We start from the raw sequence: 19392 nt of genomic DNA, 5'->3' as shown, positions 1-19392 counted from the left end.
TTCCTCCGGGAGGGCCCGGGATGACGACGAGGTGATCGATCACTTCGTCGTCGCCCGGCGAACGGGCGACCGGCTAGGCTGTGACGCGCAGCGCGAGGAGAGGGGGCCCTTGGACGAGGCCGAGACGCCGCGCCTCACGATCCACGAGGTGGCCCGGCGCGCGGGCGTGTCGCACCAGACGGTCTCCCGATACTTCAGGAAGAACGAGACCCTGAGACCGGCGACCCGCGCCAAGATCGACCTGGTCGTCCAGGAGCTCAACTACCGGCCGAACCTCGTCGCGCGTTCCATGCGCACGCGGCACACGAACCGGCTGGCGGTCACCCTGCCCGCCTCCGACTACCTGTGGCCCGCGCGCATGCTCCGCGCCGCCGCGGCCGCGGCGCACGCCGAGGGCTTCCAGCTGGAGGTTCTCAGTGTCGAGGGAGATCCGCGGGCCAGGGCGGAGCGGGTGCTGGAGCTGGCCGGTTCCGGGCAGGTCGAGGGCGTCCTGTCGCTGACGCCTCTGGAGACCGATCTCGCCGCCTCGCCGGTGCCCATCGTCGTCACGGGCGACTACGACGACCACCTGCGCGGGACGAACGAGCTGGCGGACGCCTCCCCGGTCGAGGAGATCATCGACTGTCTCGCCTCGCTCGGCCACCGGGTCTTCTTCCACATCGCGGGCGCGCAGAGCTGGGCCTCGGCCCGCAACCGCAAGCTCGTCTTCGAGCAGACGATCGAGCGCCGCGGGCTCATCTCGTACGGCGTCGCGCTCGGTGACTGGAGCTCCCGGTCCGGCTACGACGCCGTTCGCGGTCTGCCCGACGGCTGCGGCGTGACCGCCATCGTGGCCGTGAACGACCACGTGGCGATGGGGGCCGTACGCGCGGCGCTGTCACGGGGCTGGCGGGTCCCGGGCGATGTCAGCGTGTTCGGCTGGGACGATGAGGAACTGGGACGTTTCGCCACCCCCTCACTGTCCACCGTGGCGGTCGACCGGGAAGTGCAGGGGCGGGAGGCGATGGCCCGGCTCATCGCGGCGGTGCGCGGCGAGCCCGCGCCGCCTCCGTCCGACCGGTCGATCAACCGGGTCATCGTCCGAGAGACGGCCGGTCCGGCGCCCGCCTGAGGACCGGCCCGCACGTCGGCGCCGATCCGGCCACAGGACCCGCCGGCCGCCCGATCAGGGACGCGGCGCCCACGTGCGCAGCCGGCCGCACATGCCGAACGCGCGAGGGCCCGGCGGCCCGGGCGTGGTCCGCACCACGGCGGCCTGCCCGAGATGGGCGGCATCACCACCCGCGAGCGCGTCGAGCTGTGACCCCGTGCGCTCGGTCTCGGCGGCGACGGTCCCGTCCCACAACTCCTTCCAGGACGCGACCCGGGGGCGCACGATCGCCGCCGCCAGCCGATGGAAGTCCGCCAGCGCCTGCCCGCCGCGCTCCTCGGCGTCCGCCACCAGCCGCCGGAACCCGGCGACCGCCAGGTCCCTGCGGACCCGTGCGGCCGCCGCCCGTTCGTCCTCCGAAACCCCCACCGGCAGCGTCGCCGCGGCGAGGTAGGCGTCGCGGTCGCGCAGGACGTCGGCGGGGAAGGTGAGCACGGCGTCGCCGGCCTCGGGCAGGCCCGCGTTCTGCATGATCACCAGCAGCCGGAGCCCGTCCTCGCTGACCAGGCGGTGAATCGTCCCGGGCGAGAACCACAGGACCGTGCCCGCTTCGAGCCGGTCGCGGGCGAAGCCGGCGGCACTGAGGGTGTGCACCTCCCCGCGGCCCGCGGTCACGACATACGCCTCGGTCGAGACCGTGTGCAGGTGCGGCGTGCCGCCGTGCACACCGTCGGCGCACTCCCAGTCGTAGACCGCCAGATCGCTGATCGAGGTGCCGCCGGGGAACAACGGGGTCACAGCGCGAACTCCGTGCCGAGTTCGTCGAGCTCGGCCCGGTCGCACATGTGGTCGACGAAGACGTAACGGTGCGCGAGTTCGAGGGTGTCGCCGTCGGCCAGAGCGATCTCCTCGTCGAAGGAGGGGGAGGGGCTGATCACGGCGAACGCCTCGTTGCGGACGAACCACTTGATCGGCGCCGGCGCGCTGGAGTGCCCGGCGACGGCCAGCACGGTCCCGCCGCCGTCGATCCCGTCGTGCTGCCCGACCATGGCCAGCCACGGTGCCTCGACGCCCATCATCTCCTCACCGCCCAGACCGCCGGCGCCGATGATCGTGCCGCCGGTCCAGGACCTGGGGCCGCGCCAGAAGTAGCCCGCGTACCCGGCCATCGGCCGGCCGTGTGTGGTGGGGCTGCCGAAGTCGAGCGTGGCGCCGCGGACGTTGTGCAGCGTCGTGGTGAAGTCCAGGGCCCAGATGCCGCGCGCGCCGTCCACGCCGTGGAAGACCTGGCGGCGCTGCTCGGTGATCCAGTGCTCGCCCCGGGCCGAGAGCCAGTGCAGGCTCTCCTCGACCACGACCCGCGTTCCGTCGGAGGTGACGTCGGTGAAGGCGAGGTGGTTGATGTGGCCGTGGTTGTCCTCCCAGTGGTAGTCGCGCTCCACCGAGAAGGTCGGGCCGCCCCAGAAGTTCTGCCCCGACAGGTGCGCCCAGGTCATCTGCAGGCCCTTGTGCCAGCGGTGGTCGTGCGGCCGGTAGACCGACATGGGCGCGCCCGACAGGCTGCGGATGGGGTGGAGGTAGGGCTTGGGGGACTCGGCGTCGGGAGCGTCCGGCTGGTGGACGTACCGGGCGATCCGCACGTCGCCGGCGGTGATGGCCAGGGAGTCGTCCTCTTCGCGAACGGCGAGCGTGGTGTCGGGCATGGTGTGGGGCATGGGGCGGGTCCTTCTGCTGGGAGCGGGCGGCGGCGGCCGGCGCGTGGCCGCCGCCCGGGGGAGTGCATGGCCGGACCGCCGCTCCCGGTCTCCCGTCGGCCGCGCCACGAAGCCTCGGGGGGAGAGACCAAGAGTGATCGATCACTTTTTGCTTGATCAAGCTATGCCGACCGCCCCTCGGGGTCAAATCTCTGCGTTCTCGTCCCGATCGCTCACGGGTGGCAGCGCACTGCGGCGGAAGCGTTCGTGACGGTCAGGCAGGCCGGGCGCAGAGCCGCCGGCGACCGTCGCGCCGGTCGCGACGGCGCCGAAGTCGGCGTGGCCGTCATCGGGTGCCCTCGGCGGGGGCCTGGGCGGTCAGGTCGTAGGGGCCCGTGGTGCAGCCGGTGATGCGCCAGCCGCCCGGCGCCTGCCGGGCGGCGACGTCCTTGAGCCCGGTGCCATGGACGGACGGCCGGGCGTTGCCGGGGAACCAGACGTCGAGGCCGCACCCGCTGCCTTCGCCCCGGGCCGTGAGGCTCGCCCGGTCCGACGTCAGGCCGGTCAGGCGGCCGGGGGCGGAGCGGGGGTAGGGACGCGAGAGCTCGGTGACGTATTCGGCGGGCGGGGGCAGGTCCTTCCCGGTGGCACAGTCCTCGATCATGAGGTTGCCGCCGGTCCTGGAGTCGGTGTCGGCGTGGGCGTCGCCGCAGGACTGCTTCCAGACCCAGAACGCGCCCCCGATGCGGTGCCGATCCTCCTGGTCGGTGTATCTCGCGATCGGGGCCGAGGCGGGGTCGCCGAACCAACCCCACTCTCCTGACCAGAGCCCGGCGCCGTAGTACCGCGCCGCCCGGCTCGCCAGCTCGAAGCCGCGCTCGATGCTCGTGACGGTGACGCCGGTGCCCTGGTCGATGGTGATGGACTCGTTGTAGAGGTGGGGAGCGAAGACGAGCAGCCGGTCGTCGGTGAAGTCCTTGGGCACCGAGACCTCGAAGCCGAGACCCGACCAGAGCACGGACGGCTCGAAGAAGATCAGGTGCGGAAATCCGCGCCGCTCGCCCGCCCTGATGGCCTTGATCGCCCGGTCGTAGTAGCGGCCGAGCAGGACGCCGGAGGTGATCGGCGGGGCCTCGCCGAAGCCCGGCTCGTTCAGCAGGTCGTATCCGGCGACCATCGGCTCGTTCGCGAACCGCTCCGCCAGCATGCCCCAGGCGGCGACCAGGCGGGTCTGGATGCCGTCCCTGTCCTGGTAGAAGTTGGTGAAGGCGCGGGCGACGGCCGGTGAGATGTCGCGTCCGGTGAACTCGCACCTGGGGGCGCCGTCGAAGCGGTCGGCCCAGGTGGGGGCGCCGTCCCAGCCGTGCATCGGGGAACCGTTCCGGCAGGTGGTTCCTGGGGCGGCGTCGACGCCTTTGCCCCACGCGTCCTGGTGCATGTCGATGACCGTGCGCATGCCATGCCGGGCCGCGGTCTCGACGGCCCAGGAGATCCTGGCGAGGTAGGCCGGGTCGTAGTGGCCGGGCCGGGGCTCCAGCGCCGACCAGGACAGAGCCAGGCGGATGACGTTGAAGCCCATCCGCTCCATGCCGGCGAAGTCGGCCTCGGTGAGCGGTCGCGTCACCGCCTTGTCCGGACGCCTCTGGAAGTAGTCTTCGAGCTGGTTGACGTTCACGCCCCGCAGCAGCACCTCGTTGCCGTCGGCGTCGACGATCCTGCGGTCGGCCGAGAGCCCCAGAGCCTTGGTGCGCGGTGGCGGTGCGGCGGTGGCGCCGGGCTGCAGGAGCGGTAAGGCGAGCGCCGCCGCGGCCACGACGACCGCCGTCCGGACCGGTACGGAAGAGGCGACGCCCTTGCGCGGCGGGAGAAGGCCGGTTCTTCGCACCGGCTGGAGGAGGGCGACGATCGTCGCCGTCCCGAGGGCGAGGAGGGCGCCGAAGGAGAGCGCGGGGGCGAGGCGAAGCATGATCGCCGGGGCCCAGAACAGGTCGCCGCCCGCCAGGTCGCCGGAAATCCCGATGGCCACCTCGACCAGGCCCAGCGTCGCGGCCGCGCCCAGAGCGGAGAGTCCGGCGACGACGGCCCGGGGCGACGTGGTGGCACCGAGCCCGCGGTTCAGTGCCCAGGTCAGCACGCCCAGCAGAGTGACGGCGGCCAGGCAGCCCAGCGGTCCCGCCTCGGGCGCCGGGGCCAGCGGGGAGTCGCCGATGGCGTACCCGACGGGTGAGCCGCCCCACCACACCCGGCCGACCGACGCGGCCAGGACCACGGCCACCCCCGCTGCCGCCCATCCGGGCCCGGAAGCCCGCGGGAAGAACGTCCCCGCGGCCGCGGCGGGGTTGGCCTCCGGCCCCGGGGACGGTGAAGAGGCCGACGCAGGAGGAGGTGGGGCGAGGCGGCGGTGCAGGAGCTGGGCGAGCCAGGCGGCCACCAGCACCGGCAGACCGAAGATCGCCGCCTTGACGCCGGTGAAGCCGGTCGACCACGCCAGGTAGACCACATCGCCGAAGGCCATCACCAGCGACATCACCAGCTTCGCCGCCATCGCCGACCACACCACCGCGCCCCAGACCAGCAGTGCCGTACGTAGCGGGGCACGTCCGCGCGCGACCGTCCACGCGAGCACTCCGACCCCCGTCAGCAGCAGCGGCACGTAGACGGCCGGCGCGGCCACCTGCCAGAGCCCGGCGACGGGCAGCAGATCGGCGCCGGTCCAGGTGTACGGCGCGGCCAGCCCTGACGGATCGAACGCCGCCCCCACCGCGATGACGGCGGCCAGCACCACGACGGCGATCGGTGACAACCAGCGGTTCCTCATAGTGTCGGCGACCATACATGAGCATTGCTCATAAAAGAAGGGCTGAGAACCACGACGGCACCGGGTCGTGCTCGGCGGTGATGTCCGCGCCGGTCTCGCGCATGCTCCTGATCGCCGTGTCGAGTGACACGATGTGCTGCCCGTTTCCCCGGACGGCCATCCGCGCGGCCGTCACCGCCGGTCCTCGCAGAGGACGCGGACGCGTTCGTCGGCGGTGGTCACGTCCACGGTCGCGGGCTCTTCGCCCATCAGGCCGAGGAGCACGGCCTTGCCGGTGCCGTGCCCGAGCCGGCGCGCATCGGTCCCACGGTGTGCGAGCTGGAGGGGCCGATGCCGATGCTGAAGAGTTCGAACGCGCTGATCACTGGGCCTCCGGGCCGATGGCGCCGCCACCGAGGGCGGCGGGGGACGCGGCGTCGGGGATGAGAATCCGCGGGGTGCCGGTGCCGTCGGCGGGGACCGTCCAGACGTCGGCGTGCTCCCGTCCCCGGGGGAGGGCGTAGGCGACGGTTCGCTGGTCGATCCAGGCGGCCTGGTCGTCCACGCTGCGGGGCTCGGCGAGCGGGGTGATCCGGCGGGTGGCCAGGTCCAGCACCGACAGGCGCCAGCCACGGGCCGGATCGCCGCCGAGCGCGGACTTGAAGGCGATCCGGGTGCCGTCGGGGGAGAGCGAGGGGCACTCGACGTTGTCCGTCAGGGCCCGCAGGCGGTGGCCGTCGAGGTCGCCGAGCACCAGGTAGCGGTGCCCGGCGGTGGACATGGTCGCGTAGAAGCGGCGGTCGTCGGAGGTGAAGGTGACGCCCCAGAAGTTGAGGTCCCTGGCCCGGTACGGCCTCCCGTCCACGGTGACCGGCCAGTCCTCCAGGGTGGGGATCAGCTCCTGGGTACGGGTGTCGAGGATGCCGACGCGGGTGGAGAAGCGGCCGCCGTTGCAGGAGTCGCCGGTGACGAAGACCGTCCAGGTCACCAGCCGGCCGCTGGGCGAGACCCTGGCCCGGTTGGGCACGCCGACCAGGGGGATCTCCCTGACCGTCCGGAGGTGCGCGTCCAGGACCGCGAGCTGGTACGTCGTCAGCCCGGGGTCCACGCGCAGGCACAGCCCGGTGCTGCCGGCCGCGTACAGCCTGGCGCACGACAAGGTGGAGATCGCGCGCGCTCCGGCGGGGTCGCCCGGCGATGCCGGCGATCAGGAGCCGTACGCGGCCGGTCACGGCGCGTCCTCCACGGTCGTGCGGCGGCCCGTCAGGAGGGCGGCCGTGGCGGTGGCGGCCACGGCGGCGGCGACCGCCGCGGCGCCGGTCGCCGCGGCGCTGCCCCAGCTCGTCCAGGCGAGCCCGAAGGCGAGGGAGGAGCCGAGGTAGGCCAGGGCCTGCACGGTCTGCACGCAGGCCAGCCCGGTGGTACGCAGGTCCGCGGGCAGGAGGGGACCGGCCAGCGCCATCAGCACGCCGTCGGTGGCGGCGTAGAAGGCGCCGTAGCAGCAGAGCGCGGCCACGGTCACGAGGGCGGCCGGCAGGGCGCTGCACAGCAGCAGGTAGACGAAGCCGTCGCCGATGGTGGCCAGTCCCAGCAGGCCGGCGGCGTAGAGCAGCCTGCGGACCCCGGCGGCCCGCAGCAGGCCGCCGGCGGCGCGGAGGGTGACGGCGGAGGCCGCGGGCCGCCTGTCCCGGCGGTCGCGGGCGAAGGCGGCCAGGACCAGCAACCCGGCGACGGCGACGCAGAAGCTGGTCAGGAACAGCGCGTCGAACGCGGCCGGGGTGGCCGCCCCGACGGCCGTCAGGACGCCGAGCGCGGCCAGCGGCCCCGCGAACGCGCCCATGCTGTCCATCGCCCGGTGGATGCCGAAGGCCCGGCCGAGCAGCGGCTCGGGAGCCGACAGGGTGATGAGCGCGTCGCGCGGCGCGGTACGCAGCCCCTTTCCCGCCCGGTCGGCGACGATGACGGCGCCGAGCGCGGCCTGCAACACGACGACCCTTGGGAAGGGCTCGCTCACTACGTCAGCGCCTGCATCGAGTTCAGCGGCGGCTCCCTCGGGCCGTTGGCCGGCACGATCGCCGTCACCGACGAGATGGCCGCCAAGTTCACCAGGTCCGACGAGCTGATGCGGGATCTGGTGGCCCGCGCGCACGCCGCCGGAGTGCTCAGACCGGACGCCACGGCCATGGACATCTCGCTACTGATCGAACAACTCGGCAAGTCCCCCTTGATCGAACAACTCGACCGGCAGGACCGTGTCGACCTGATCGACGCGGCCCGCAACGCCCGAAAGCGTGCGATCGCCATCGCTCTCGACGGCCTCCGCCCCGGCCACCCCCAACTGCCCGGGACCACGCCCCCTCCCGCCCTCCTCGTCGAACGCTGGGAGCACGCCAGACCGTCGGATCAGCCGGGGACGAGGCCCGCGTAGCGAGGGTCTCGGGCGCCCGCATAGACAACGACCATCGTCAAGTGGGCCGGCTCCGGGCCTTGGCTGCTGTAGGCGTGCGGGCGGTCGCCCCGCATCCGGAGTGCGTCTCCCGCGGCGAGTTGAAAGAGTGCCCCGCCGACGGTGACCGCGACGCTGCCCGAGTGGAGCTGCAGCAGTTCCCGGGTGCCGGGCGGATGCGCGGGCGTGGAGATCTTGTCGCCGGCAGGCAGCCGGAACTCCCAGAGCTCGGTGAAAGGCGGCTGGCTGTCGTTGATCAAAAGCCTGGTTCGGCCTTCGGAGCGAACCACGGCGTCGGCGGCACGGGAGACGAGGCCGAGCTCCTCCGGGGGCTCCACCAACTCGCCGATCGAAACACCGAGCGTGGCGCTGATCCGAGCGAGCGTCGCGATGCTGGGGTTGGTGCGCATGGTCTCGATCTGCTGGAGCATGCCGCGGCTGACGCCGGACCGTGTGGCCAGCTCTTCCAGCCGCCAGCCTCGGTCTTGACGTGCGGCGCGCAGGTTTGCGGCGAGGGTGTGGCCTACGGCCTCGGCGGGATCGGTCATGGCGCAATGCTCCCCTAGAGTGCAAAATAGTGCGACTATGACACAAGATACTGGTCGCACCGAGCGTCGAGCGGTGCGGCGGCTGCTCGGCGCCAGCTTCGTGGACTTCCTCGGCTCAGGGCTCTTCTTGGCCTTCTCGGCCGTCTACTTCACCGGCGTGGTCGGGCTCGCCGCAGGCCAGGTCGGGCTGGGCATGAGCATCGCGGGGGCCGCGGCCATAGCCGCCGCGATACCACTGGGCCGGGCGGCCGACCGCTACGGTGTCCGGCGGGCACTGGTGCTGGTGCATGCCCTGCGCGCTGCCGGAACCGCCGCTTACGCCTTTGTCGGAGACTGGTGGGGGTACCTCGTGGTCGTCACGATCATCACGGTCGCCGACCAGATCGCGACTGCGCTGACCCAGGCGTACGTGGCGGAGATCGTCGAAGGAGACAGCCGGGTTAAGGTGCTGGCCTCGTATCGGACTGTGATCAATCTGGCGATCAGCGTCGGCGGTCCACTCGGGGGGCTGCTGGCCGGCACCGGTCTCTTCCGGACCATCATCCTGGCCAACGCGGCAGCCTATCTTCTGGTCACCGCGGCCTTCGCCACCCTGCCCCAACCGGTTCGAACCGAAGAGCCCGCCCCGGTCCGGCGAGGCTTGGGCGTGCTACGTGACCTGCGGCTACTCTCGCTGGCTGGTGTGGATGGCGTACTGCAGCTCTGGCAACCGATCCTCAACCTCGCCTTTCCGCTGTGGCTCGCCCAAGCGACCACATTGCCGGACGGCTTACTCGGGGTGCTGTACGCCATCAACACAGTCCTCGCGCTCGCCTTTCAAGCTCTCATTGCACGCCACATCACAAGCCTCAGAGCTGCGCGGCGATGTCAGCCCGTCGCTGCGGCATTCGCCGCGGCTGCCTGTCTGTTGTTCTGGTACGCGGCCCAGTCGATACCTCTTGCGCTCTTCTGTGCTGCGCTGGTGATGCTCACCGCGGCGGAATTGATCGCTGTCCCCGCGTCCTGGACATTGTCGTACGCCTTCGCTCCGGATGATCAGAGAGGCGAGTACCTGGCGGCGTTCGGCATGGGTCGCTCGGTCAGCCGCTACGTTCTCGGCCCCGTCTTGATCACCGGCATGCTCCAACTGGTGGGCGGTTGGACCTGGGGCGTCCTGGCGCTGCTCTTCGTCGCCGCAGGCATCATCGCACCCCTGGCCATCAGGTACGCAGATGCAACGCGGTCGGCCGCAAGCTGACCGATCTCTGCCCGGCCGTACGGCCGGCAGGCCGGCCATGCCTTTCGCGGAGACGTCGACATGTGATCCGTCCTGCCCCCTGAACGGTTGCGACGATCGCTCGCCCATAGATAGATGACCGGCATATATTGATCACATGAGGCAGATGCAGGAGCCGACCTTCCTGATCCTGACCGCGCTGGCCGCCGGTCCACAACACGGGTACGGCGTCATCACCGACGTGGAGCGCATCTCCGAGGGCCAGGTTCGCCTGCGCGCCGGCACCTTGTACGCCGCTTTCGACCGGCTCCAGGAAGAGGGCCTGATCACCGAGGACCGAGAGGAGATCGTCGACGGCCGGGTACGCCGCTACTACCGGCTGACCGGCGACGGCGCGGCGAGACTGGCGGCGGAGGCCGAGCGGATGCGCAGGCACGCCAAAGCTGCCACCGCACGCCTGCGCGCGATCGGCTCGGGAGGCGCGGCATGAGCCCGCTCGAATCCCGCTACCGGCGGCTGCTGGCCTGTTATCCCCGCGACCACCGGGCGCGGCACGAAGCGGAGATGATGGGCGTGCTGCAGGCAGGGGCACGGCCCGGACAGACCCGCCCGGACCTGGCTGACGTGGCCGACCTGCTGCGGGGCGCGGCGCTGGTGCACGCCCGGCGGGCCTTCGGGCCGGTCTCGGCGGGCGCCTGGCGTGACGGGCCGGCCGTCGCCGTGGCGCTGTGGCCGTTCCTGATGCTGGTCTCCGAGGTGGCGACCGTGTCACTGCGGGCGGCCGAGTCCCTGCGTCATGGCGCGGCCTTTCTGGAGCAACCAAGCTCGATCCGTTTCCTGACCGAGCCGGCCCTGGTCGCGGCCCTGCCCGCGCTGGCCGTGCTGTTCGGCCGCCGGTGGATCGCCGTGCTCGCCGTGGTCGCGTTCGCGCTGCGTCAGGCCGGCCATCCGGGCCCTGAACTGAATCTGGACCTGCTGTTCCTCCCGAACCACGGTCCCCTTCTGGTGGCCGAGGTGATGGCGCTGGTCATCGCCTTCATGCCGGTGGCCTACCGTGCGGTCGGGCTGATCCCCCGGGGCGCCTTCCTGTTGTGGGGGCCGCTCGCCCTGGTGGGGCTCATCGCCGGCAAGGCCGTCGTGCGCGCGCGCTGGGTGGACGCGATCGCCGACCATGTGATCACGAGCTGGAAGCCGGTGCCGTGGCTGATCGTGGTCGCGCTGGCGGCCGGGTACGCGTGCCGGTCGACCGTGGGTCGGCGGGCGGCGCTGCTGCTGTTCCTGCCCGCAGCGGCCCTGGGCGACCTCGGGGACCTGCCGTCGGTGCCCACCTCCACGGCCCTTGCCCAGCTCGGGTGTGCGGTGCTGGCCTTCGCCGCCGCGGCTGCCCTGACCCGGCGGCGGAGCGGCCAGAGACGAGCCCCGGCCACTTGAGGAAGAACGTCCAGCGCATCAACGACCAGGCAGCCTGGAACGGCCCTCACCTTGTACGGCCCGCCGGCCACCCCGCTGCCCTCGATCGTCACGATCAGCCCTTCACCGCGCAGGGCCTGCCGTACGGCCATCGGCCCGACCCCCTGGATCTGCTGGAGCCGCGTCTCCGACGGGATCCTGTCCCCGGGCTTCAACCGTCCGGCCTTGATGTCGGCGCGGATGATGTCGGCCGGCTGCCCGTGAAGCGGCCGGTCCGCCCCGAAGTCGATCACGACATCCTGGGCACCTGCCCCTCCTGCACTCATGACCCGAGGGTCCCAGGGCACAGTCCGGCGTGACACCGGGGGAACAACGCCGCTGGGGTGAGTCCTCCTGGACCAACCTCATCTACCTGGTCTGCTCCCATTCCGGGGCAAGAATCGAATGCACGACGGAGTCCCGCCAACCGGATGCGAGTTTCAGGTGCCCGCGGATGACGCCCTCCTCGACCATCCCCAGCTTGCTCATGACCCGCCCGGACGCCTCGTTGACCGGGCTTCGTGCGCCCCAGATGCGGTGGACGTCGAGCTGCTCGAACCCGAGCCGCAGGAGCAGGCGTACGACTTCGGCGCCCAGGCCCTGCCGCCACCGGTCCGAGCGCAGCGCGAACCCGATCTGGGCGCTGTTCTGGAGCGGATGGCCGAGGTCGATCGAGAGGCGTGCGAACGCGACCAGCTCGCCGCCGTCCGGCAGCACCGCGGCGAGGGAGTAGTCCGTCCGCGGTTCGTTCCGGGCCGACTCGACCACGCCGGCGATGGCGCCTTCGACCTGCTCACGGTTCCGGGGCTCGAAGCTCATGTGCTCGGTGACCCGCGGGTCGCCGTAGATGGCCAGAAGCCCGTCAACGTCTGTCGGGACGAATTCCCGGAGGGTGAGCCTCGGGGAGGAGAACGTTACCGGGTACATGGACGCCGACCCTACTGGCCGGCCTGCGCCGCGCAGGCCCGCGCCGGGCAGGGCCAGGGGATGCCCGCGGGCGCTCGAACGTACCAAGGCAGGCTGCCGAGCAGGAAGGCGGTCGGGAGCGCACCGCCCGCGAGGATCCGGCCGCCCCGCTTCGTGCCGCCCAATCCAAGCCGCAGGAGGAGACCGAAGGGGAATGCAACATCCCGCCGCTGCAGGCTTGCCTGGTCGCGGTCACCTTGGCCGATCAAGCCGGTTCAGCGCTGGACGCGCTTCCCCGAAACGTTCCGTCTCGGACGTACCAGCTGGCTGCTGCGGGGCGCCGGCACGCGAGGGCAGCAGCACGGCGATGAGTACGGCGCCGAGCGCCACGCAGACCGCGCCCGCCATGAGCCCGCCTGAGTAGCCCATGACGGCCAACGCGGCCACCCCGACGGCACCGCCGATCTGCTGGACGGAGGTGAACAGGGCCGAGCCGAGACCGGCGTCCTCCTCGGTGGTGCCGTCGACCGCGGCCACCGCCATGACGGGCAGGCTCAGCCCGTTGCCCACGCTCAGTATGAGCATGCCGGGCAGGACGTGGGCGATGTAGGAGTCGCCCGCCGCCACGCCGGACAGCAGCAGCAGGCCGGCGATGTTGACCAGGAACGCCAGCAGGAGCGCCCAGCGTGTCCCGATCCTGAGTGAGACGCGGGAGGACAGCCACATGCCCGCCAGGATGCCGGCGCCGTAGGGCAGGTAGGCGATGCCGGCCAGGAGCGGGCTGTAGCCCAGAACGGTCTGCACCTGGATCATCAGCAGGAACGACATCGCGTACATCGCCATCGAGAACAGCAGGGTCGCGCCGCCCGCGACCGCCCGCGTCCGCGAGGCCAGGAACGATGCGGGCACCAGCGGTGCCGCCGCCCGCGACTCGGCCACCAGGAACGCCGCCCCCAAGGCAGCGGACAGCACGACGGCACCGATGGCGATCGGGTCGCTCCAGCCGGTCTCTCCGGCCCGCAGCAGCCCGTACACCAGCGACACCGCGGCGCCGGTGACCAGGACCGCGCCGGGAACGTCGAGGCGGCGCCGGCCGGGCGCGCGGGACTCGGGGACCAGCCGGGGGAGCAGCGCCAGGGCCACGGCGACGACGGGCAGGTTGATCAGGAAGATCCCGCGCCAGGACACCAGATCGGTCAGCGCCCCGGACAGCACCAGGCCCGAGGTCCCGCCCAGGGCCGCGATACCGCCCCAGATGCCCAGAGCCTTGGTTCGCTCCGCCGGCCCCGGGTACAGCAACGTGATCATCGACATCGCCGCCGGGCCGGCCATCGCAGCACCGCCGCCCTGCACGAACCGCCCGATCACGAGCTGCCACGGTTCCTGCGCGAGCCCGCAGGCCAGGCTGGCCACCCCGAACAGCGCCACCCCGATGAGGAAGACGCGGCGACGGCCGAGCAGATCAGCCAGCCGGCCGCACAGCAGCAGCAGCCCGCCGAAGGCCAGGAAGTAGGCATTGACGACCCAGGGCAAACCGGACGCGCTGAAGCCCAGCTCATCGCGGATGCTGGGCAGGGCCACGTTCACGACGGTGTCATCGAGCACGAGCATGAACTGAACAAGACACAACACAATCATCGGCACCCGACGACGCTATGACCCGCCACATTTGGCCACAATCCGCGATGAGGCCAGACTATGTCGCATGGAGGACATGAGCGCGATCATCGTCGGCCACTTCCCGCTCGCCTCGGGGGAGTGGATCCCCCCGCACAGCCACACCCACCACCAGCTCGCCTGGACCCGGCGCGGCGTCCTGAGCGTCGGCGTGGGCGAGGTGTACTGGGTCCTGCCTCCCACCAGGGCGCTGTGGCTGCCCGCGGGTGTCACCCATGCCACCGGTGCGACCCGCGACGCGGTGTTGTGCAGCCTGTACCTGGCGCCGGAGCGCTGCCCGCTGGACTGGCCCGAGCCGACGGCGGTCGGCGTCGACGGCTTGCTCGCCGAACTGATCGGGTACCTGGCCCGCACCGATCTCCCCGACGACGCGCGGCTGCGCGCCGAAGCGGTGCTGCCCGACCTGCTGCGCCCGCTGCCCACCCGGCCCATCGACGTGCCGCAGCCCACCGACGAGCGCGTCCAGGTGGTGGCGGCCGCCCTGCTGGCGCACCCGGCCGACCCGCGCAGCCTGGAGGCTCACGCCCGTGCGGCCGGCGTCAGCAGGCGGACGTTGACGCGGCTGTTCGCGCGCGACACGGGCATGAGCTTCGACCAATGGCGCACGCAGGTACGGCTACGCGCCGCCCTGCCGCTGCTGGCCGAGGGGCAGCCGGTGTCCCGGGTGGCGCACGACGTCGGATACGCCACGGCGAGCGCGTTCCTGGCGGCCTTCCGCCGTACGGTCGGTACCACGCCCCGGCGCTACCTGCTCAGTCGTTGACCTTGATCTCCCTCCTCGCCGGCCCGGTCTGGCGAACTTGGGCGGATCGCTGCATGCCTGTCTGCCAAGTGCTGCGGATTCGCGCTGCCCGGGAGGCCTGGACCCGGTGCTCAGCGCAAGTCGGAGAGAATGGCCTTCGTGCTGTCTCCCCGTGCGTCCCTGCTTCGCCGAACGAGGACTCTGGCAGTTCTGGAGTTCGTCAACATTCCGCTGATCGCCGGGGTGCTGACCGGTTTGCTGGGCATGCCCCTGACCGTAGCCAACTCGGCAGGGCTTGTGCTGGTCCTGCTCGTCCTGGCTGAGGGCGGTGTGTACTGGTGGTTGAAGTTCGCCCAGCTCTCTTCCCGAGCACCCGTTCCGGCAGGGATGGGGATGTATCGCGTGATCTCTCGGATCAATGTCTGCCTGCTGGTGGCGGGGGCCGTCGTGGTGGGTGCCGGCCTGGTCATGGGCGGTTCCGGCGCGCAGGTCTGGCCGGGGGTGGCGCTGGTGGTGTTCGCGCTGCTTGAGCACGTGAACTACTTCCATCTGCAGCTCATGCATGACACTCGCGCTGACCTGGGCCACTTGGTGAGGACCGGCCGCCTGCGCCGCTCGCATCTGGCTCTCGACATGGCCCGCGCTTCCAGGGAGCCAGGGGATGGGAGCCTCCGGCGATGAGGGTCATCCCAGCCCTCGGTTGAAGGCTTGAGCAGCGATGCCTCTACTGGCGCGCTCGCGCCCTCGCACCAGCCGTTCCCCGGACCTCGCCGGGCCGGATCCGGGTCAGACGAAGTGATGGTAGCCGGCGGCTTCGGCCTCCTTCTCCTTGCAGTAGAACCTGTGATCGAACGGTGTCACCGAGTAGTACTCATCGCCGGGGACGTCGTAGCTCATGCCGAAGCCGTCGCCGATGACCGGCAGGCCGCCGCATCTGACCACGTGGTACGGGTAATGTCGATCAACGGCGTGACCGAGGCGATCGCATACACGACCACCGCCGCCACCAGCGCGCGCAGCCAGTCCGGCCGGAAGTGCAGCAGGGCGAGCAGGATCAGGCCTATGAGGTAGGCCAGCATGAACAGCCCCAGGTAGGGCACTGCGACATACCACCACGACCGCCCCCGTAACGCGAGGATCAGCGCGACCAAGCCCAGCGCGGGCAGGCCCATGACGTACGCGGCAAGCCACGCGCTCGCGCGTTGAAATGACCTCATGCGTGGTGTGATGATCAGGTTCGTGGGTTGGTTCTCAGGCAGGACCAGAGGATTCCCAGCCTGGACATGGCCGGCGTGCTTCCCGGGAAGGGGCCGGCTCCCTCGGAAAGACGCCCTTCAAAGAGAGCCGGCAAGCCGGTGCTCCGCAAATAGGTATTTTGGGCGGAACTTCGTCCGTGATGAGCGCATCAAACCCAGCGTGTTGATCGAAGGAGACCCTCAGCGGCTCGGTCGTTACTGGCTGGCCGGGCGGCTCGGCGCCGGCGGCCAGGGCGTGGTGTACGAGGCCTACGCCGAGGACGGCCGCCGGGTGGCGATCAAGGTGCTGCACGGTGATCAGGTGGCCCAGCTCGGCCGGGAGGCGGCGGCCGCCCAGCGGGTGGCCTCGTTCTGCACCGCGCCGATCATCGAGGCCAAACTGGAGGGCCCGCGCCCCTACATCGTCAGCGAGTACGTGGAAGGCCCGAGCCTGCGCACGGCGGGCAGGACCTTCGCGGGCGACGACCTGCACCGCCTGGCCACCGCCATCGCGACGGCGCTGACCGCCATCCACGACGCCGGGGTGATCCACCGCGACCTCAAGCCCGACAACGTGCTGCTGGGCCCGGACGGTCCCCGCGTGATCGACTTCGGTATCGCCAGGACCGCCGAGATGTCGCTCACCGCGACCGGCGTGGTGAGCGGCACGCCCACCTACATGGCCCCCGAGGTGTTCATCGGCCAGCGGGCGGACGCCTCGGCGGACGTGTTCGCCTGGGGAGCCGTCATCGTCTTCGCCGCCACCGGCCGTGATCCGTTCCACGCCGAGAACCTGGGAAGCGTCATGCACCAGGTGTTGTCCGCCACCCCCGACCTGTCCGCGCTGCCCAGGACGCTGCGCCGGCTGGTCTCCTCGGCACTGTCCAAGGAGCCGGCCCAGCGGCCGACCGCCCGCGAGCTGCTGTTGGCGCTGGTCAGCGGCGACGGCGACCTCGACACCGCCCGCCTGCTCGCCCAGGGCGGCCACCGGGCCGCCGGGATCGGCGCGCAGGGGCACGATCCCGCGCTCGGCACGCTGGCCGAGCAGGCGTACACGATGCTCGATCCGGCCGAGCGCGAGCTGGTCCCCGAGGTGTTCCTGCGGCTGGTGACCGTGGACGAGGCGGGCGAGCTGTCGGCCCGGCACGCCGAGCTGGCCGAGCTCGTCGAGGGGCGGGGGCCGCACGAGGTGGCCGCCGTGCGGAGGATCCTCGCCGTGTTCGGCTACCTCCTGGCCAGGCAGGACGGCGGCGTACGGCTGGCCAGACCGGCGCTGCCCCAGGCCTGGCCGCGTTACCGCCGGTGGATCGAGACCAACCGCGACGGCCTGGCCGTACACCGGCAGATCCTCGCCGCGGCGCGACGCTGGGAGACGGCGGGACGCCGGGACGGCGACCTGTTCCAGGGCAGCAGCCTGGAGAACGCGTTGGAGTGGGCGGCCACCGCCCGCCGCGACATCACCCTGTCGCCCGTCGAACGCGATTTCCTGTCCGCGGCGGCCTTCCTGACCAGGCGCAGGGCCAGGCGGGCCCGGCTGACGTCGCTGAGCCTGGGCGGGCTGCTGGTGATCGCGCTGGTGGCCGGCGGGCTGGCCGTACAGCAGAGCGCGGTGGCCGACGACCGGGCCGAGCAGATCGCCGGGCAGCTGACCAGGTCGGAGGCGGCCAGGCTGGCGGGGGTGGCGACCGCGACGCGCGGGAGCGACCCGCACCAGGCGATGCTGGCGAGCCTGGTGGCCTGGCGGCTGGACCGGACGCCGGCCACCAGGGCGGCCCTGGTGGCCTCACTGGCGCAGCGCGAGACGGCGATGTTCCGCCCGTCGACCGCGGGCGACACGGTACGCACGCTCGGCGCCGACGGCCGCACGCTGATCAGCGCCGATTCCACCGCCACGCGCGTGTGGGACGTGCGCAACGGCCGGCGCCTGCGGACGCTCGGCATCCGGCCGGCCGAGCCGCTGGACAGCGTGACGCTGAGCCCGTCGGGCAAGGTGCTGGTGACCGTGACGGCCAGGCGCGCCACCGCGGTGGACCTCGTCAGCGGCAGGCCGATCAGCGACCACGCCTTTCCCACTGCCAAGGACTTCACGAACGAGTGGGTCGACGTGACGTTCGAGCGGGACGATTCCGTCCTGCTCCAGGAGGCTGACCGGCGTACCCGCTGGGACCTGCGAACCGGCGCGGCCAAGGCGCTCGGGCCCGCCCCCGCGGGCACGTTCAGCCGGGACGGGGTCTGGCGGGCCGCACGGCGCGATAGGCTGCTGGAGCTGACCAACCTGCGGACCGGGGCGAAGGACTTCATCGGCGACACGGACGGCGCCGGCACCCAGGGCAGGTGGAACGGCGGCGCGGCCGTGTTCGGCCCCGGCCTCGTCGCGACGGTGGCCCCGCGATCCATCCAGTTCTGGCGCAGGTCGGACACGCATCTGCTCACCACGGTCCAGGTACGGGGGGACCAGGAGACAGCGCAGGGCGCCTTCGACGGAAGCACGTTCCGCTACCTGGTGGGCGACCAGGTCTTCTCGGTGGACGTGGCCGACCTGGCCACGAAGGACGACGATCATGTTGTGGGCACGGCGGCGCTGAGCGGCGACGGGCGGTTCGTGGTCCGCGACGGCGAGCTGTCGGCCGTCGGCGGGAGGAGCGTCGGCGCGTTGCCGGAGGCGGAGTACGCGGTGTTCAGCCCGGACTCCCGTTTCGTCGCCACGTTCGGGCCCGGGGTGCGGATCGTGGACACCGCCTCGGCCGCCGTCCAGGGCACGTTGCGCACGTCGGCCGTCCAGGCGGCCTTCTCTCCCGACGGCACCAGGCTGGCCGTGGTCACCGAGAAGGGCGGGGTCGAGCTGTGGGACCGGCAGACCAGGCGGCGCTTGTGGTCGGCTCAGGCGGGCGCGGCGAAGTACGCGGCCTTCTCCTCCGACGGGCGGACGCTGGTGGTGGCGGGCGACCGCCTGCACCTGCTGGAGACGGCCGGCGGCAAGCCTTCGGGGCAGGCGTTCGGCGGCGGCGGCAGGGACGCCGAGGGGGTGCGCGCGTATTTCACCCGCTCCGGCAAGGCGGTCGTGGTGCTCGACGAGCGGCGCCGGATGACGGTCTGGGACGTGGCCACGCGCCGCAGGCTCGCCACCGCGCGCGGGTTCGGCGACCCCGCCGCCTACTCGCCGCGCGAGGACCTGCTCGCCACCCTCCAGGTGGGGGGCAGGGTGCGGCTCGTGGACGTGATGTCGGGTACGGACCTGGGCGCGCTGCTCGACGAGGGCGGCGGGCAGGACCCGGAGATCGGGCAGCCGCTCGACGTGGCGTTCACCGCCGACGGGTCGGCGGTGCTGACCGTGGACGGCAACGGCGTCGTCAGGCGGCACGCCGTGGGCGGGGAGGCGTTGGCGGCTGCGGTGTGCGCGAAGGCGGGCGGGCTGAGCGCGGCCCAGTGGCGGGTGATCGTACCCACGCTGCCGTACAGAAAGGCGTGTCCCTAGTGTCATCCGCCTTTGTGGCACATCCAGGACCGTCCGCAGTGGAGATCCCCTTGTCGGACAGCGAGCGGGCTCGGCTGATCGGCATGTCAGCGGGATCGGCCCCAGCCCGCCACGGTG

18 protein-coding genes and 2 pseudogenes are annotated in these 19392 nt (G+C 71.9%); 8 read left to right on the top strand and 12 right to left on the bottom strand.

The features are described from left to right. Nucleotides 1–109 precede the first annotated feature (109 nt). Nucleotides 110–1111, top strand: coding sequence for a LacI family DNA-binding transcriptional regulator (locus AB0J97_RS30975; RefSeq protein WP_364095035.1), 1002 nt, complete (start codon nucleotides 110–112; stop codon nucleotides 1109–1111). A gap of 54 nt (nucleotides 1112–1165) precedes the next feature. On the opposite strand, the gene AB0J97_RS30970 is transcribed toward AB0J97_RS30975, so the two are convergent. From AB0J97_RS30970 to AB0J97_RS30940, 7 genes and pseudogenes are all read right to left on the bottom strand, one after another. Further along, a complete protein-coding gene (locus AB0J97_RS30970; protein ID WP_364095032.1) occupies nucleotides 1166–1888 on the bottom strand; it encodes a cupin in 723 nt (240 codons plus the stop codon). After that, the gene (locus tag AB0J97_RS30965) at nucleotides 1885–2805 is read right to left on the bottom strand and encodes a PmoA family protein (protein WP_364095029.1); all 921 of its coding nucleotides are present in this window, start codon (nucleotides 2803–2805) and stop codon (nucleotides 1885–1887) included. Before AB0J97_RS30965 ends, AB0J97_RS30970 begins: the two co-directional genes overlap by 4 nt. Before the next feature lie 325 nt (nucleotides 2806–3130). Then, nucleotides 3131–5587, bottom strand: a complete 2457-nt coding sequence (locus tag AB0J97_RS30960; RefSeq protein ID WP_364095026.1) for a cellulase family glycosylhydrolase — start codon at nucleotides 5585–5587, stop codon at nucleotides 3131–3133. Nucleotides 5588–5630: 43 nt separating this feature from the next. Continuing rightward, complete coding sequence (locus AB0J97_RS30955) at nucleotides 5631–5777, bottom strand: hypothetical protein (RefSeq protein WP_364095023.1); 147 nt, start codon at nucleotides 5775–5777, stop codon at nucleotides 5631–5633. 44 nt (nucleotides 5778–5821) lie between these two features. Further along, nucleotides 5822–5967, bottom strand: a pseudogene (locus AB0J97_RS30950) (serine dehydratase beta chain); the annotation flags it as partial. Next, on the bottom strand, nucleotides 5964–6740 hold the full coding sequence (locus AB0J97_RS30945) for a hypothetical protein (protein ID WP_364095020.1): 777 nt from the start codon (nucleotides 6738–6740) through the stop codon (nucleotides 5964–5966). The pseudogene AB0J97_RS30950 and the gene AB0J97_RS30945, both read right to left, overlap by 4 nt. Before the next feature lie 69 nt (nucleotides 6741–6809). Further along, nucleotides 6810–7595: a hypothetical protein gene (locus AB0J97_RS30940; RefSeq protein ID WP_364095017.1), complete on the bottom strand. Its 786-nt coding sequence runs from the start codon at nucleotides 7593–7595 to the stop codon at nucleotides 6810–6812. 45 nt (nucleotides 7596–7640) lie between these two features. Here AB0J97_RS30940 and AB0J97_RS30935 point away from each other — a divergent pair, with 45 nt between their 5' ends. Further along, nucleotides 7641–8009, top strand: coding sequence for a hypothetical protein (locus tag AB0J97_RS30935; protein ID WP_364095014.1), 369 nt, complete (start codon nucleotides 7641–7643; stop codon nucleotides 8007–8009). Here the strand turns inward: AB0J97_RS30935 and AB0J97_RS30930 are convergent. Next, entirely contained in the window at nucleotides 7985–8575 is a 591-nt protein-coding gene (locus tag AB0J97_RS30930) for an XRE family transcriptional regulator (RefSeq protein WP_364095011.1), read from the bottom strand. The two genes, AB0J97_RS30935 and AB0J97_RS30930, sit on opposite strands and share 25 nt — an antisense overlap. A gap of 73 nt (nucleotides 8576–8648) precedes the next feature. Here AB0J97_RS30930 and AB0J97_RS30925 point away from each other — a divergent pair, with 73 nt between their 5' ends. From AB0J97_RS30925 to AB0J97_RS30915, 3 genes are all read left to right on the top strand, one after another. After that, nucleotides 8649–9812: an MFS transporter gene (locus AB0J97_RS30925; protein ID WP_364095007.1), complete on the top strand. Its 1164-nt coding sequence runs from the start codon at nucleotides 8649–8651 to the stop codon at nucleotides 9810–9812. Between the two features lie 136 nt (nucleotides 9813–9948). Next, nucleotides 9949–10281, top strand: a complete 333-nt coding sequence (locus tag AB0J97_RS30920) for a helix-turn-helix transcriptional regulator (protein WP_357701430.1) — start codon at nucleotides 9949–9951, stop codon at nucleotides 10279–10281. Next, nucleotides 10278–11222 (top strand): hypothetical protein, encoded by a 945-nt coding sequence (locus AB0J97_RS30915; protein ID WP_364095134.1) that lies wholly within the window; start codon nucleotides 10278–10280, stop codon nucleotides 11220–11222. The genes AB0J97_RS30920 and AB0J97_RS30915 overlap by 4 nt, the downstream gene beginning before the upstream one ends. A gap of 128 nt (nucleotides 11223–11350) precedes the next feature. Here the strand turns inward: AB0J97_RS30915 and AB0J97_RS30910 are convergent. From AB0J97_RS30910 to AB0J97_RS30900, 3 genes and pseudogenes are all read right to left on the bottom strand, one after another. Continuing rightward, nucleotides 11351–11527 (bottom strand): annotated as a pseudogene (locus AB0J97_RS30910) (GntR family transcriptional regulator); the annotation flags it as partial. A gap of 82 nt (nucleotides 11528–11609) precedes the next feature. Further along, entirely contained in the window at nucleotides 11610–12167 is a 558-nt protein-coding gene (locus AB0J97_RS30905) for a GNAT family protein (protein WP_364095004.1), read from the bottom strand. Nucleotides 12168–12398: 231 nt separating this feature from the next. Then, nucleotides 12399–13784, bottom strand: coding sequence for an MFS transporter (locus tag AB0J97_RS30900; protein ID WP_364095128.1), 1386 nt, complete (start codon nucleotides 13782–13784; stop codon nucleotides 12399–12401). 67 nt (nucleotides 13785–13851) lie between these two features. Between AB0J97_RS30900 and AB0J97_RS30895 the strand changes: the two genes are divergently transcribed. Next, entirely contained in the window at nucleotides 13852–14586 is a 735-nt protein-coding gene (locus AB0J97_RS30895) for a helix-turn-helix transcriptional regulator (protein ID WP_364095001.1), read from the top strand. Nucleotides 14587–14715: 129 nt separating this feature from the next. Then, nucleotides 14716–15246 carry a hypothetical protein gene (locus AB0J97_RS30890; RefSeq protein WP_364094998.1) on the top strand — a complete coding sequence of 177 codons (531 nt, stop codon included), beginning with the start codon at nucleotides 14716–14718 and terminating at the stop codon, nucleotides 15244–15246. 212 nt (nucleotides 15247–15458) lie between these two features. On the opposite strand, the gene AB0J97_RS30885 is transcribed toward AB0J97_RS30890, so the two are convergent. Further along, nucleotides 15459–15782: a hypothetical protein gene (locus AB0J97_RS30885; protein ID WP_364094995.1), complete on the bottom strand. Its 324-nt coding sequence runs from the start codon at nucleotides 15780–15782 to the stop codon at nucleotides 15459–15461. Between the two features lie 199 nt (nucleotides 15783–15981). Between AB0J97_RS30885 and AB0J97_RS30880 the strand changes: the two genes are divergently transcribed. Next, nucleotides 15982–19275 (top strand): serine/threonine-protein kinase, encoded by a 3294-nt coding sequence (locus AB0J97_RS30880; RefSeq protein WP_364094992.1) that lies wholly within the window; start codon nucleotides 15982–15984, stop codon nucleotides 19273–19275. Nucleotides 19276–19392: the final 117 nt, after the last annotated feature.

The sequence above is a fragment of the Nonomuraea sp. NPDC049607 genome, from assembly GCF_040675375.1.
In the GTDB taxonomy this organism is placed as follows: Bacteria; Actinomycetota; Actinomycetes; order Streptosporangiales; family Streptosporangiaceae; genus Nonomuraea.
Note: the sequence above shows the minus strand (reverse complement) of the source record. Positions and strands in the feature narration are given on the sequence as shown.

Coding starts and splice junctions, on each gene's coding strand:
- AB0J97_RS30965 (WP_364095029.1), bottom strand. CDS start 2,805: ATGCCCCACACCATGCCCGACACCACGCTCGCCGTTCGCGAAGAGGAC.
- AB0J97_RS30930 (WP_364095011.1), bottom strand. CDS start 8,575: ATGACCGATCCCGCCGAGGCCGTAGGCCACACCCTCGCCGCAAACCTG.
- AB0J97_RS30920 (WP_357701430.1), top strand. CDS start 9,949: ATGAGGCAGATGCAGGAGCCGACCTTCCTGATCCTGACCGCGCTGGCC.
- AB0J97_RS30915 (WP_364095134.1), top strand. CDS start 10,278: ATGAGCCCGCTCGAATCCCGCTACCGGCGGCTGCTGGCCTGTTATCCC.
- AB0J97_RS30905 (WP_364095004.1), bottom strand. CDS start 12,167: ATGTACCCGGTAACGTTCTCCTCCCCGAGGCTCACCCTCCGGGAATTC.
- AB0J97_RS30900 (WP_364095128.1), bottom strand. CDS start 13,784: ATGATTGTGTTGTGTCTTGTTCAGTTCATGCTCGTGCTCGATGACACC.
- AB0J97_RS30895 (WP_364095001.1), top strand. CDS start 13,852: ATGGAGGACATGAGCGCGATCATCGTCGGCCACTTCCCGCTCGCCTCG.
- AB0J97_RS30890 (WP_364094998.1), top strand. CDS start 14,716: ATGGCCTTCGTGCTGTCTCCCCGTGCGTCCCTGCTTCGCCGAACGAGG.
- AB0J97_RS30885 (WP_364094995.1), bottom strand. CDS start 15,782: ATGAGGTCATTTCAACGCGCGAGCGCGTGGCTTGCCGCGTACGTCATG.